Here is a 13850-nt window from a genome sequence, read left to right on the forward strand (position 1 = left end):
CCGAGGAGGGGGCGCGTCCGGGGGTCCGCGGACGCCGCCGGGTAGCCTGGGACGATTGAACCGCCAGTACCCGCGGCCAGAGGGGTCAGCACCACGTGCACCTGAAAAGCCTGACGCTCAAGGGCTTCAAGTCCTTCGCCTCGGCCACCACGCTGCGCTTCGAGCCGGGCATCACCTGCGTGGTCGGGCCGAACGGCTCGGGCAAGTCCAACGTGCTGGACGCGCTGCGCTGGGTCATGGGCACCCAGGGCGCCAAGGACCTGCGCGGCGGCAAGATGGAGGACGTCATCTTCGCCGGCACCGCGGGCCGCGCCCCGCTCGGCCGCGCCGAGGTCACCCTCACCATCGACAACGCCGACGGCGCGCTCCCCATCGAGTACTCCGAGGTGTCGATCACCCGCCGGATGTTCCGCGACGGCGCGAGCGAGTACGAGATCAACGGCGACCGCTGCCGCCTGATGGACGTCCAGGAACTGCTCTCGGACTCCGGCATCGGCCGCGAGATGCACGTCATCGTCGGGCAGGGCCAGCTCTCGGCGATCCTCGAGTCCAAGCCCGAAGAGCGCCGCGCGTTCATCGAAGAGGCCGCCGGCGTCCTCAAGCACCGCAAGCGCAAGGAACAGACCCTGCGCAAGCTGGCCAACATGCAGGGCAACCTCGACCGCCTCGGCGACCTGACGACCGAGCTGCGCCGCCAGCTCAAGCCGCTGGGCAAGCAGGCCGAGATCGCCCGCAAGGCCCAGTCGGTCCAGTCCGAGCTGCGGGATTCCCGCCTGCGCCTGCTCGCCGACGACCTCGTCACCCAGCGCACCGCGATCGCACGCGAAGAGGCCGACGAGAAGACGGCCCGCGCGCGCCGCGCCGAGGTCGAGCAGACCCTCGAGATCGTCTCCGCCGAGGAAGCCGAGCTGGAAGCCTCGCTCGCCGAGGACGCGCCGCTGCTGCAGACCGCTCAAGAGACCTGGTACAAGCTGTCCGCGCTGGCCGAGCGCCTGCGCGGCACCGTCCGCCTCGCCGTCGAGCGCCAGCGGCACCTCTCCGCCGACGTCTCGACGCACACCGGCGGCCGCGACCCCGAAGAACTCCTCGAAGAGGCCGAGCGCGTCGCCGAGCAGGAAGAAGAGCTCAACGAGGCCGTCATGGAGGCCCGGGAGCTGCTCGCCCAGACGGTGCTGCGCCGCGAAGACCTCGAACAGCGCGTCCAGGCCGCCGAGCGCGCGCACTGGGCCGCCGTCCGCGCGATCGCCGACCGCCGCGAGGGCATGGCCAAGCTGACCGGCCAGGTCGAGGCGCTGCGCAGCAAGAACGGCGCCACCACCGACGAGATCGACCGGCTCAGCGTCTCGATCGAGGAAGCCGCCGAGCGCGCCGAGATCGCCGTCGAAGAGCTGGAGATGGCCCAGGCCGAGGGCGGCGCCGAGGAGTCCGACGACGCCGGCCTGATGGACCGCCACGACCGCGCGGTCGAGGCCAACAACGCCGCCAAGGCCCGCGTCGAAGAGCTGGTCAAGGCCGAGCGCGCGGCCGAGCGCGAGATCGCGTCGGAGAAGGCGCGCGTCGAGGCGCTGTCCATGGGGCTCAAGCGCAAGGACGGCGCGGGTGCGCTGCTCGGTGCGTCGCACGAGCTGCCGGGCCTGCTGGGCTCGGTCGCCGCGCTGCTGACCGTCGAGCCGGGCCACGAGGTCGCGCTGGCCGCGGCGCTCGGCCCGGTGGCCGACGCGATCGCCGTCGCGGGCGGCGAAGACGCCTTGCGTGCGCTGAAGTACTTGAAGGACACCGACTCCGGCCGGGCGGGCATCCTGCTCGGCGGTCCCGAGTTCACTGTGGACACTTCCTCGTGGCCGTCGCTGCCCGAAGGGGCGCGCTGGGCCCGCGAAGTCGTCACCGCGCCGGCGCAGCTGCGGCCCGCCGTCGAGCAGGCGCTCGACCGGCTGGCGCTGGTCCGCGACCTCGACGCGGCCCGTCACCTCGTCGCGGTGCACCCCGAGGTCCGTGCGGTCACCGCCGAAGGAGACGTCTTCGGGGCCCGCTGGGCGATCGGCGGCTCCGGCAAGCGCGAGAGCGTGATCGAGGTCCAGGCCGCCGTCGACGAGGCGGCGGAGCGGCTCCGCCTGGCCGAACGCTCGCTGGAGCGGTACGCGGCCGAGCTGGAAGGCGCCCGCGCCGAGCAGCAGGCGCGCCGCGAAGAGGTGTCGCAGGCCAAGGACGCCCTCGGCGAGGCCAAGGTCCGGAAGGCGCGGTCGTCGGAGCGGCTCAGCCGGCTGCAGCAGGCCGCCCGCCAGGCCCAGGCCGAGGTCGAGCGGCTGTCCGGGCAGCGCGCGAAGGTCGAGCAGAGCCGCGTCCAGGCGCTGGCCCAGCTCGCCGAGCTGGAGGAACGGCTCGCCGCCGTCGCCGAGCAGCCCGTCGAGGACGACCCGGACACCGCCGAGCGCGACGCTGCCGTCGAAGAGCTGGCCGTCGTGCGGCAGGAAGAGATGGAGGCGCGGCTCGCGCAGCGCACCTCCGAAGAGCGCGCCCGCAGCATCGCCGGCCGGGCCGAAGGCCTCCGCCGCGCCGCGCACGCCGAGCAGCAGGCCCGGGAACGCGCCGAGCGCGCCGCCGCGGCCCGCAAGCGCGGCGCCGAGATCGCCAACGCCGTCGTCGACGCCGGCGAGACCGCGCTCGAACGCATCGAGCAGTCGGTGCAGCGCGCCGCCACCGAACGCGACGAGGTCCAGGCCCGCCGCCAGAGCCGCGAGCAGGCGCTGACGGGCGTCCGCGCCAAGGTCCGCGAGCTGACCGGCGAGCTGGAGAAGCTGACCGACGCCGTCCACCGCGACGAGGTCCTGCGCGCCGAGCAGCGGCTGCGGCTGGAGACCCTGGAAGCCAAGATCGCCGAGGACTTCGGCATGGGGCTGGAGGACCTCGTCCGCGAGTACGGCCCGGACGTCCCGGTCCCGCCGAGCGCGGGCGAGATGGCCGAGTACGAGGCGGCCAAGGAACGCGGCGAGGACGTCACCCCGCCGCCGCCGATGCCGTACGACCGCGAGACCCAGGCCCGCCGGGCCAAGCGCGCCGAGAAGGACCTGTCGTTGCTGGGCAAGGTCAACCCGCTGGCGCTGGAGGAGTTCGCGGCGCTGGAGGAGCGGTACAAGTTCCTCTCCACGCAGCTGGAGGACCTCAAGGACACCCGCAAGGACCTCGAAGCCGTCATCAAGCAGGTCGACGAGAAGATCCTCGAGGTCTTCGCCGGCGCCTACGCCGACGTGGCCCGCGAGTTCGAGACGGTGTTCGGCGTGCTGTTCCCGGGCGGCGAGGGCCGGATGGTCCTCACCGAGCCGGACGACCTGCTGGCCACCGGCGTCGACGTCGAAGCGCGCCCGCCGGGCAAGAAGGTCAAGCGGCTTTCGCTGCTGTCCGGTGGCGAGAAGTCGCTGGTCGCGGTGGGCATGCTGGTCGCGATCTTCCGCGCCCGGCCGTCACCCTTCTACGTCATGGACGAGGTCGAGGCGGCGCTCGACGACACGAACATGCGCCGGCTGATCGGGCTGCTGGAGCAGCTGCGCGACTCGTCGCAGCTGATCATCATCACCCACCAGAAGCCGACGATGGAGATCGCCGACGCGCTCTACGGCGTGAGCATGCAGGGCGACGGCATCACGAAGGTGATCTCGCAGCGCCTACGCACGGCCGACGACGAACCGGTCACGGTCGGCTGAGCCCAAGCGCCCCAAGGCGGCCTTCGGTGCGTCAGACGCACCCAAGGCCGCCTTGGGTGCGTCTGACGCAACCAAGGCCCACATTGGGGCGCTGGTCAGCCGGCGACCCAGAAGGCGTAGTCGGCCGAGTAGCGGACCGCGGTCTGGGCGCCGTCGGTGCACGTCCCGGCCGGGGCCACGCCGCCGCGGGTGTTCAAGCGCTGGATGTACGTCACGTGGGTGAAGACGCCGTCGCCGGTGTTGAGGTTCGCCTTGAGCAGCAGCTGGGGGATCGCGCCTTCCCGCGGGGCGTTCGCCGCGGCCGTCGCGCCGACCGTGCTGCCGTCCACTGTGGACGTCCACACCGGGCCCTTGCTGTGCAGCGCCACCGGCTTGCCGTGCCGGGTAAGCACCGCGGCGGGCTGGATCAGCGCCCACGCGCCGTTCGTGCAGCCGTAGATCTGCACGCCTTCGGCCGCGTACGTCGCCAGCGGCAGGTTGCCCGCCGGGACCTTGATCGCGTCCGGCACCTGCGGGGCCGCCGGGGTGGCCGAAGCCGTCGCCGCGCCGCCGACCAGGAGGGCGCCGATCGCGAGCGCCACCGTCATCCGCTTCATGAGTCCCACCTTCGAAATCCTCCCGCCGCTTCTCGGCGGGCTCCCGCAACCCGACACGGGCGCCCGCCGGAAACGGTTCAACGGATCAGGCGGCGGGGACCTCCACGCTCTCGCCGGTGGCCTCGGACTCGGCCGCCTTCGGGTCCGGCGTGCGGTGCCGCAGGGCCAGGAGGCCGCCGACGACGAGCGTGATCACCACGCCCATCAGCGTGTACCACGGGTAGGCGAGCGCCACCTTGTCCCCGGCCGCCTTGCCGAAGTCGACGCCGATCAGGCCGCCGGTCTTCGCGTTGAACTTCACCCCGAGGATGACGAACGCCATCACCACGACCGTGACGACGAACGCGATGATCGCGTCCACCTGCCGCGCCTTCTTGACCAGCAGGCCCAGCAGGAACGAGCCGAGCAGCGCGCCGTAGGTGTAGCCGGTGATGGCCAGCCCCAGCTCGATCACCGAGTTCTTCGTGGTGGAGAACAGCGAAGCGAACACGGCGAACACGACCGCCCAGATCAGCGTCCACATGCGACCGTGCCGCAGCAGCTTCGAATCCTCCGGCGAACGGTGGGTGAACCGCTGGTAGAGGTCGGCCACGGTGGACGTCGAAAGCGCGTTGAGCGCCGAGGCCAGCGCCCCCATCGTCGAGGCCAGCACCCCCGCGATGAGCAGGCCCGAGACGCCGACCGGCAGGTCGTCGATGATGAACCGCGAGAACACGTCGTCCGGGCTCTGCAGGCCGAGCTGCGCCACCGGCTTGCGCCCATTGAACACCCACAACATCGCCCCCACCAGCAGGAACAGCGCGAACTGGATGGTGACGATGATGCCGCTGCCGATCAGCGCCTTCTGGCCGTCGCGCAGGCTGCGCGTGGCCAGCAGCCGCTGTGCGATCAGCTGGTCGGCGCCGTGCGACGCCATGGACAGCGCCGCGCCGCCGAGCACCGCCGTCACGAACGCGTACGGGCTGGTCAGCAGGTTCTTCGTGAAGTCGACGAGCATGAACTTGCCGTCCGCGGACGCCTGCGACGCCCAGTCGCCGGGCAGCTTGTTCAGCAGCACGATGGCGGCCACCGCGGCGCCGCCGAGGTACAGCGACAGCTGGATGACGTCGACCCAGACCACGGCCTTGATCCCGCCGATGTAGGCGTAGACCAGCGTGAGCGCGGTGAGGATCACGACGATCACCCAGTAGTCCAGGTGGACGCCGTAGTGCCCCAGGATCACCTTGATCGGGATCGCGCCGGCGAACAGGCGCACGCCCTCGGCGAGCAGCCGCGTGACCACGAACGTCACCGACGCCGTGCCCTGCAGGCCGGAGCCGAACCGCTTTCCGAGGAAGGCGTACGCGCTGACCAGGTTGCCCCGGAAGTACCGCGGCAGCAGCACGAACGCGGCGATCGTCCGGCCGATGATGTAGCCGAAGGCCAGCTGCAGGAACAGGAACGCGTTGCCGAAGACCAGCCCGGGCGTGCTGATCACGGTGAGCGTCGAGGTCTCCGTGGCCACCACGGACAGCATCACCGCGCCCCACGGGAGGCTGCGCTCGCCGACGAAGTAGTCGGCCGCCGACCGTTGCTTCCGGCCGACGAGCACGCCTATCAGCGGCATCGCCGCCAGGTAGACCACGATGATGGCGAGGTCAACACCGCGCATGGATCACTCCTACCTTCATCCGGCTTTCTCCGCGACTCGCAACCGGGTCACGGCGCCCCCCAGCGGGGCGGGAAGGATCAGGGGGCCGGCGCCCGGGACCAGCGCGCCGAGCAGGCGCGGCCCGCGGGCACCGGTCGCCGACGGCACCGTACCGGGCACGCCGCACCAGGTGAGCCAGCCGAGCAGGGCCGTGAGGTACGCCTCCTTGCCGTCGCCGGGCAGCCCGAGGTCGTCGCTGGTCTTCCACACCGCCGTCGGCAGGGTGCGGGCCAGCGCCGCCATCAGGGCCGGGTTCCGGACCCCGCCGCCGGAGGCGATGACGGTCCCGACGCCGTGGTGGCGGCACTGGTCGGCCACGGTGACGGCGGTCAGCTCGGTCAGCGTCGCGAGCAGGTCGCCGGGCTCGACCGGCGCCAGCCCGGCCAGGGCGGCGTCGAGGTAGCCCGCGGTGAAGTGCTCCTTGCCCGTGGACTTCGGCGGTCCGGCGGCGAAGTAGGGGTCGGCCGAGAGCCGGACGAGCAGGTCGGCGCGCACCGACCCGCTCAGGGCGAGCCGGCCGCCGACGTCGCTGCGCTGTCCGGTGACGCGGTGGGCCGCGAGGTCGAGCAGGGCGTTGGCGGGCCCGGTGTCGTAGGCGATCACCGGCGTGCCTTCGGCGACGACGGTGATGTTCGCGATGCCGCCGAGGTTCAGCGCGGCGACCGGGCGTCCGGTGTCCTCGGCGAGGCCGCGCAGCCACAGCCGGTCGAGCGTGCTCGCCAGCGGCGCGCCGTGGCCGCCCGCGGCGACGTCGCGGGCCCGCAGGTCGGCGCACACCGGCAGCCCGGTGCGTTCGGCGATCCAGGCGGGCTGGCCGAGCTGGAGGGTGCCGCGGACGTGACCGCCCTCGACCCAGTGGAACACCGTCTGGCCCAGCGACGCCACGAAGTCCGCGCGGCCGCCGGCGAGTTCCTCGGCGCCGCGCAGCGCCGCGTCGGCGAACGCCTGCCCGACGCCGGTGTCCAGCCGCGTCAGCTCGCCGGCGCTGCACGGGTTCGGTGGCAACGCCGCCAGCAGGGCCTCCCGCAGCGGTTCGGGGTAGGGGACGTCGAGCTCGCCCAGCGGCGTCAACACGACCGTGCCGTCCTCGGCGCGCAGGTCGGCGGCGGCCACGTCGATCCCGTCGATCGACGTGCCCGAAATCAGGCCGATCACCCGATAGCCGTGGCTCGTCCGCATCCCCATCCGGAGGGGTCTAGTGGAGCTTTCCGAGTGATGCAACCCACGTGGTGAAGTCTTGGCCCAATCGCGACCTACGTGGTGACGAATTGCCTGTGCGGACGGGGTCCGGCGCGCGGGGAGCGCGGATGGAAGGATGGGCCCGTGTCGAGCACCTGGTTCCTGTTCGTAGTCGTCGCCGTCGTCGTGCTGGTCGCCCTGCTGGTGACCGGCCTGCTGGTCGCCCGCAGGCGGCGGATCAGCCTGGACGCCCAGCGCGAGGTCGAGGAGAAACCGAAGGGCGGTTCGTACGCCGCCAGCGGGGGCATCGCCCTCGCGCCCGGCGGCACGGCGACGCCGCTGGAAGAACCCGCCGTCGAGCACCCGGTCGAGGACCGGCCGGAGGTCGACGGCCAGCCCACGGTGGGCGACGACGCGGCGGTGCCGCGCGACTCGGCGCAGCGCACGGTCCGCGACGTCAAGCTGCCGGACGCCCAGCTGCCGGAAGCCCAGGTCGTCGCACCGGCCGAGCCCGCCCCGCCCGCCGAGGAGATCGAGCCGGCGACGGGCCGCATCGAGCGGCTGCGCGGCCGGCTGTCGAAGTCCCGCTCGGTGTTCGGGACGAGCCTGCTGGGCCTGCTCGGCGCCGGCGACCTCGACGAAGACTCCTGGCAGGACGTCGAGGACACGCTGCTGATGGCCGACCTGGGCGCGGCGACGACGAACCAGATCGTCGAGCGCCTGCGCGACGAGCTGTCCCGGCGCGCGGTCCGGTCGTCGGCCGAGGCGCGCGAGGTGCTGCACGAGGTGCTGACGGCGCAGCTGTCCACCGACGGCCACCGGGCGGTGCGGGCGCTGCCGCACACCGTCGACGGCAGGAAGCAGCCGGCCGTGGTGCTGGTCGCGGGCGTCAACGGTACGGGCAAGACGACGACCACGGGCAAGCTCGCCCGCGTCCTGGTGGCCCAGGGCGGCACGGTGCTGCTGGGCGCGGCGGACACGTTCCGCGCGGCGGCGGCCGACCAGCTGCAGACGTGGGCCGAGCGCGTGGGCGCGGAGGTCGTGCGCGGCAAGGAGGGCGCGGACCCGGCGGCGGTGGCGTTCGACGCGGTCAAGCGCGGCGTGGACACGGGCGTGGACGCGGTCCTGGTCGACACGGCGGGCCGCCTGCACACGAAGACGGGCCTGATGGACGAGCTGGGCAAGGTCAAGCGCGTCGTGGAGAAGCAGGCGAAGGTCGACGAGGTCCTGCTGGTCCTGGACGCGACGACGGGCCAGAACGGGCTCATGCAGGCCCGCGTGTTCGCCGAGGTCATCGACGTCACGGGCATCGTGCTGACGAAGCTGGACGGGACGGCCAAGGGCGGGATCGTGTTCCAGGTCCAGAAGGAGCTGGGCGTGCCGGTGAAGCTGGTCGGGCTGGGCGAGGGCCCGGACGACCTGGCGCCGTTCGAGCCGGGCGCCTTCGTGGACGCGCTCCTGGGCTAGGTGATCGGCCGCCGGTCACCCGGCTGACCAGCCTCCCCGGACATCACACCTGGATCCGGAACAGCGGTGTCCCGTCCGCCTTCCGCAGGCCCAGCTGGAAGATTTGCTGCGCCGACGGGCGCTGGGCCGGGATGACCAGCGGGGACGTCCGGTGCGCGTTCACCGCCAGCCTGGACCAGCCGATCCCGTCGAGGGTGCGGCGCGCCGGGTTCACGACCATCGCCGCGCCGAAGTAGCGGCCGCCCGGCATCGCGATGCGGGCCGTGTGCCCGAGGACCACCGAAAACGCCGTGCCGGTGCGGCTGTTCTCCTCCTGCAGCGTGAGGATCACCGGCGTGCGGACCTTCACGGTCGAGTGGTGCCGGACAGAAATCTCGACCGTTCCCCCGGCCGCCTTGGGTGGGTGCGGCCACACCGCGGGGGACGGCAAGCCGTCGAGCGCGCGGTTGACGAGCTGGTCCACGTGCGCGGCGGCGAGCCAGTTCAGCTGCGGTTCCATCGGTGGCTCCCTCCGGCGGAAATCCGGGTGACGGGCGGCCCGCGCCGGCGCACAATCCCGGTATGCCCGGTTGACGCACTTCCGCACGTGCCCCTCCTCGTAGCAGACGCTCCGAAACCGTCATCCGCTACAAGAGTGAGGAACCATCATGACCGCCATCCACGGTGATCGGGTGCGCCTGCGCCCGATCGGCTCAACCGACCGCGCCCGCCTGCGCGAAATCCTCGCCACTCCCGAGGTCGCCCGCTGGTGGGGCGACCCGGATCGGGAAACCGAAGGCCTGTACGAGGTCGAAGAGGGCTACACCGTCTACGTGATCGAGTTCGGCGGCGAAGTCGTCGGCCTGATCCAGAGCTGCGAGGAGCTGGACCCGCAGTACCGCCACGCGGGCATCGACATCTCGGTGCACCCGGGCTTCCACGGCCGCGGCCTCGGCACGGACGCCATTCGGACGCTCGCCGCGCACCTGTTCGCCCAGGGCCACCACCGCCTGACGATCGACCCGGCGGCGGCCAACGAAACGGCGATCCGGGTGTACACGAAGGTGGGCTTCCGCCCGGTCGGGGTGCTGCGGGACTACGAACGCGCCCCGGACGGCACCTGGCACGACGGGCTGCTGATGGACTTGCTGGCCGGGGAGTTGAGCTGAGTCAGTCCTTGTTGATGGCCTGCTGAAGCAGCCTGCTGACCTGCTCCAGGCTGACGTTGATCTTGGTGAAGCCGCTGCGCATCTCGGCCCTGAGGTCGATGATTTCCTGACCCTGCTCGACCTGCGTCTCGCGCAGCGCGTTCAGCACCTGGGTGTGGCCGTTCAAGGTCTGCTTGAACTCCGACACGTCGCGGTCCGCCGTGCCGGCGAGGATGCGGGCCGCCGCGGCGTCCTGCCGGGTGTGCCGCACCTGCTCCTCCAACGCGGTCACGCGGGCTTCGAGGTCTTCGAGGCTGGACATGCGGCGTACTTTACCGGCGGCCGCCGGGCCCTCGGCAGCGGGGTTACTTTCCGTCATCAGATATCACTCTCAGTCATACTGATAGTGGTGCCTGGGAGAGGCTCGCCCCCAGGGCGTCCGCCACCCGCTGCACCGCCGGGGCAATGTGCGCCACCGCCTCGGCGGTCAGCCGGCCGGACGGTCCCGACACCGACACCGCGGCCGGGACCGGCGCGCCCGGCACCGCCACCGCCACGCACCGCACGCCCAGCTCCTGCTCCGCCTCGTCCAGGGCATACCCCTGGGACGCGATCCGCGAGAGTTCCGCCGCGAGCGCGTCGGGGTCCGTGAACGTGTGTTCGGTGTACGCCGGCATGCCCGTCCGCGACAGCAGCTCGCGGACGTCGGAAGCCGGCAGGTGCGCGAGCATCGCCTTGCCCACACCCGTGCCGTGCGGCAGCAGCCGCCGGCCGACCTCGGTGAACATGCGCATCGAGTGCTTCGACGGCACCTGGGCCACGTACACGACTTCGTCGCGCTCCAGGACGGCCAGGTTCGCCGTCTCGCCGACCTCCTCCACCAGCTCCGCCAGCAGGGGGCGCGCCCACGCGCCGAACTGCATGCTCGCGTTCTCGCCCAGCCGGATCAGGCGCGCGCCGAGCGCGTAGCGGCGGTTCGTGTTCTGGCGGACGTACCCCAGGTCGACCAGGGTGCGGATCAGCCGGTGGATCGTCGGCATCGGCAGCCCCGACAGCGTCGCCAGCTCGGACAGGCTGGCTTCGCCGCCGGTGTCCGCGAGGTGTTCCAGCAGCTCGAAGGCGCGCTGCAGGGACTGGACGCCGCCGTCGCGACCGTTCTTCTCCGCCGGCACGGTGGCCCTCCTTACGTCGGCGTTGAGGTTCCGCTATGCAGAAACTATAGTCCGGCTGGTAGAAAACCGTAGGGCCGTTATCCAAAGATCCGAACCCTCGAGGTGTTTCCCCATGTCTTCTGAAGTCCAGGTGCTGGGCGACCCGGTCGAGCGCGGCGACGAGATCCTCACGCCGGAGGCGCTCGCCTTCCTCGCCGGCCTCCACGACGCCTTCGCCGGCCGCCGCGACGAGCTGCTCCAGGCGCGGAGCAAGCGCCGCGAAGAGGCCCGGACCACCGGCAGGCTCGACTTCCTGCCGGAGACGAAGGAGATCCGCGAAGGCGACTGGCAGGTGGCCGGCGCGCCGCCCGCGCTGCGCGACCGCCGCGTCGAGATCACCGGGCCGACCGACCGCAAGATGACGATCAACGCGCTCAACTCCGGCGCGAAGGTGTGGCTCGCCGACCTCGAGGACGCCAACACCCCGCACTGGAAGAACGTGGTCTCCGGCCAGGTCAACCTGTACGACGCCGTCCGGGAGACGATCACCCTGGAAAGCGGCGGCAAGAGCTACGCGCTGAAGGACGACGTCGAGCACGCCACGATCGTGGTCCGCCCGCGCGGCTGGCACCTGCCCGAAAGCCACCTGACCTTCGGCGGCCGCGAGGGCGTCGGCGCGCTCGTCGACTTCGGCCTGCACTTCTTCCACAACGCGGCCGAGCTGATCGAGCGCGGCAAGGGCCCGTACTACTACCTGCCGAAGATGGAGAGCCACCTCGAAGCGCGGCTCTGGAACGACGTCTTCACCCACGCCGAGAAGACCCTCGGCATCGAGCACGGCACCGTCCGCGCGACCGTGCTGATCGAGACCATCCCGGCCGCGTTCGAGATGGAGGAGATCCTCTACGAGCTGCGCGAACACGCGTCGGGCCTCAACGCCGGCCGCTGGGACTACCTGTTCAGCGTCATCAAGTACTTCCGCGACGCGGGCGAGAAGTTCGTGCTGCCGGACCGCAACTCCGTCACCATGACCGCGCCGTTCATGCGTGCCTACACCGAGCTGCTGGTGCGCACCTGCCACAAGCGCGGCGCGTTCGCGATCGGCGGCATGGCCGCGTTCATCCCCAGCAAGGACCCCGAGGTCAACAAGGGTGCCTTCGAGAAGGTGCACGCGGACAAGTCGCGCGAGGCCGGCGACGGCTTCGACGGCTCCTGGGTCGCGCACCCGGGCATGGTCGAGCTGTGCAAGGAGGAGTTCGACAAGGTCCTCGGCGACCGGCCGAACCAGCTCGAGCGCACCCGTGACGAAGTGAGCGTCACCGCCGACCAGCTCCTCGACGTCGCTTCGACGCCGGGCAGCGCGACGGCGGCCGGCCTGCGCGCCGCGGTCGACGTCGGCGTCCGCTACATCGCGTCCTGGCTGGGCGGCAACGGCGCGGCGGCCATCCACAACCTGATGGAGGACGCCGCCACCGCCGAGATCTCGCGCTCGCAGATCTGGCAGTGGGTCAAGAACGGGACCACTTTGGACAGTGGCGACGCCGTCACGGCGGAGCTGGTGCGCGGCGTGCTGGCCGACGTCCGCGGCGAGCTGGCCGCCGAGCTCAAGCCGGAGCAGCTGGAGCCCGCCGTCGAGCTGTTCGAGCAGGTCGCGCTGGCCGAGGAGTTCCCGGACTTCCTGACGCTGCCGGCGTACGAGCGGATCAAGTAGTGCGGCTGCCCGAGGACGTCTACGACGCCGCCGACGCGCGCCTGGCTGCGGCCGACGCGCGCGTCGCGGCGTCGTACCCGGGGGAGCGGCCGGGACGGCAGCCCGTGCACACGGTCTACGTCCCGGCGTCGCAGTACAAGACGCGCCTGGTGGCCGGCTGGGGCAAGCAGGCGATGCGCGTGTTCGTCGAGCACGGCGACCTCCTCGGCGTCGACGCGGACGTGTACGAACGCGTCCGCGCGAAGCTGCTGACCGAGCCGATCGAGGACCTGCGGATCGACTTCGAGGACGGCTTCGGCCGCGTGCCGGACGACGTCGAGGACGCCGCCGCGCTGGCGGCCGGGCAGACCCTGGCCACGACCGGCGGGACACCGTTCTGCGGCCTCCGCTTCAAAAGCTTCGAAGCGCCGACGCGCCGGCGGGGCATCCGCACCCTCGACCTGTTCTTCGGGGCGCTGCTGGAGAACGGGCCGCTGCCGCCCGGGTTCATCGTCACGCTGCCGAAGGTGACGGCGGTCGAGCAGGTGTCGGTGGCCGCGGAAGTGCTGGCGCGGCTGGAATCCGCGTACGAGCTGGCCGAGGGGACGCTGCGCTTCGAAGTCCAGATCGAGACGTCCCAGTCCATTGTGGATCTCGATGGGACGCTGTCGGTGGCGCGGATCGTGCACGCGGCTTCGGGGCGCCTGTCGGGCCTGCACTACGGCACCTACGACTACAGCGCGGGCCTCGGCGTCGCGGCCGCGTACCAGAGCATGGACCACCCGGCGGCGGACCTGGCCAAGGGCCTGATGCAGGTCGCGGCGGCGGGCACCGGCGTCCGCCTCTCGGACGGCTCGACCAACCGCCTCCCGATCGGCGACGCGCTGCCGACGGCGTGGGCCGAGCACCTCCGGCTGGTCCGCCGCTCCCTGCAGCGCGGTTTCTACCAGGGCTGGGACCTGCACCCGCACCAGCTGCCGACCCGCTTCGCGGCGACGTACAAGTTCTATCGCGCCGGTTTCCCGGAAGCGGCAGAAAGGCTGCGGGCGTACGCCGGCAAAACGGCCGGCGGCGTGCTGGACGAGCCGGCGACGGCACAGGCGCTGGCGGTGTACCTGCTGCGGGGACTGGACTGCGGGGCGCTGGACGAGGACGAGCTGCCGTTCGGCCGGCCGGAGCTGGAGAAGTACGCCCTGCGGCTGGCGTGAGCAGCGGCTGAGCGGACGCCTGCCCGGCGCCCACCCAGCCGCTG

At 71.9% G+C, this 13850-nt stretch carries 11 protein-coding genes; 5 read left to right on the forward strand and 6 right to left on the reverse strand.

Annotated elements, in window-relative coordinates; all coding sequences use genetic code 11:
- Positions 1 to 95: 95 nt before the first annotated feature.
- A complete protein-coding gene (smc, locus tag ACLJOU_RS29205; RefSeq protein ID WP_410571701.1) occupies positions 96 to 3698 on the forward strand; it encodes a chromosome segregation protein SMC in 3603 nt (1200 codons plus the stop codon).
- 95 nt (positions 3699 to 3793) lie between these two features.
- Here smc and ACLJOU_RS29210 read toward each other — a convergent pair whose 3' ends face one another.
- The 3 genes from ACLJOU_RS29210 to ACLJOU_RS29220 form a co-directional block, all read right to left on the reverse strand.
- Complete coding sequence (locus tag ACLJOU_RS29210; RefSeq protein ID WP_410571702.1) at positions 3794 to 4294, reverse strand: DUF3455 domain-containing protein; 501 nt, start codon at positions 4292 to 4294, stop codon at positions 3794 to 3796.
- Positions 4295 to 4379: 85 nt separating this feature from the next.
- Positions 4380 to 5945, reverse strand: a complete 1566-nt coding sequence (locus tag ACLJOU_RS29215) for a sodium:solute symporter (protein WP_410571704.1) — start codon at positions 5943 to 5945, stop codon at positions 4380 to 4382.
- Between the two features lie 15 nt (positions 5946 to 5960).
- Positions 5961 to 7169, reverse strand: coding sequence for an anhydro-N-acetylmuramic acid kinase (locus tag ACLJOU_RS29220; RefSeq protein WP_410571706.1), 1209 nt, complete (start codon positions 7167 to 7169; stop codon positions 5961 to 5963).
- Between the two features lie 138 nt (positions 7170 to 7307).
- Here ACLJOU_RS29220 and ftsY point away from each other — a divergent pair, with 138 nt between their 5' ends.
- The gene (ftsY, locus tag ACLJOU_RS29225) at positions 7308 to 8630 is read left to right on the forward strand and encodes a signal recognition particle-docking protein FtsY (protein ID WP_410571708.1); all 1323 of its coding nucleotides are present in this window, start codon (positions 7308 to 7310) and stop codon (positions 8628 to 8630) included.
- Between the two features lie 43 nt (positions 8631 to 8673).
- Here ftsY and ACLJOU_RS29230 read toward each other — a convergent pair whose 3' ends face one another.
- Positions 8674 to 9129 (reverse strand): hypothetical protein, encoded by a 456-nt coding sequence (locus tag ACLJOU_RS29230; protein WP_410571710.1) that lies wholly within the window; start codon positions 9127 to 9129, stop codon positions 8674 to 8676.
- 148 nt (positions 9130 to 9277) lie between these two features.
- On the opposite strand from ACLJOU_RS29230, the gene ACLJOU_RS29235 reads away from it, so the two are divergent.
- Positions 9278 to 9778 (forward strand): GNAT family N-acetyltransferase, encoded by a 501-nt coding sequence (locus ACLJOU_RS29235; RefSeq protein ID WP_410571712.1) that lies wholly within the window; start codon positions 9278 to 9280, stop codon positions 9776 to 9778.
- Between the two features lies 1 nt (position 9779).
- On the opposite strand, the gene ACLJOU_RS29240 is transcribed toward ACLJOU_RS29235, so the two are convergent.
- A complete protein-coding gene (locus ACLJOU_RS29240; protein ID WP_410571713.1) occupies positions 9780 to 10079 on the reverse strand; it encodes a hypothetical protein in 300 nt (99 codons plus the stop codon).
- A gap of 73 nt (positions 10080 to 10152) precedes the next feature.
- Positions 10153 to 10929, reverse strand: coding sequence for an IclR family transcriptional regulator (locus ACLJOU_RS29245; protein ID WP_410571714.1), 777 nt, complete (start codon positions 10927 to 10929; stop codon positions 10153 to 10155).
- Between the two features lie 112 nt (positions 10930 to 11041).
- Between ACLJOU_RS29245 and aceB the strand changes: the two genes are divergently transcribed.
- Positions 11042 to 12619: a malate synthase A gene (aceB, locus tag ACLJOU_RS29250; RefSeq protein ID WP_410571716.1), complete on the forward strand. Its 1578-nt coding sequence runs from the start codon at positions 11042 to 11044 to the stop codon at positions 12617 to 12619.
- Positions 12619 to 13806, forward strand: a complete 1188-nt coding sequence (locus ACLJOU_RS29255) for a DUF6986 family protein (protein ID WP_410571718.1) — start codon at positions 12619 to 12621, stop codon at positions 13804 to 13806. Before aceB ends, ACLJOU_RS29255 begins: the two co-directional genes overlap by 1 nt.
- The last annotated feature ends 44 nt before the right edge of the window (positions 13807 to 13850 follow it).

This window comes from Amycolatopsis sp. cmx-4-61 (assembly GCF_046548775.1).
GTDB lineage: Bacteria > Actinomycetota > Actinomycetes > Mycobacteriales > Pseudonocardiaceae > Amycolatopsis.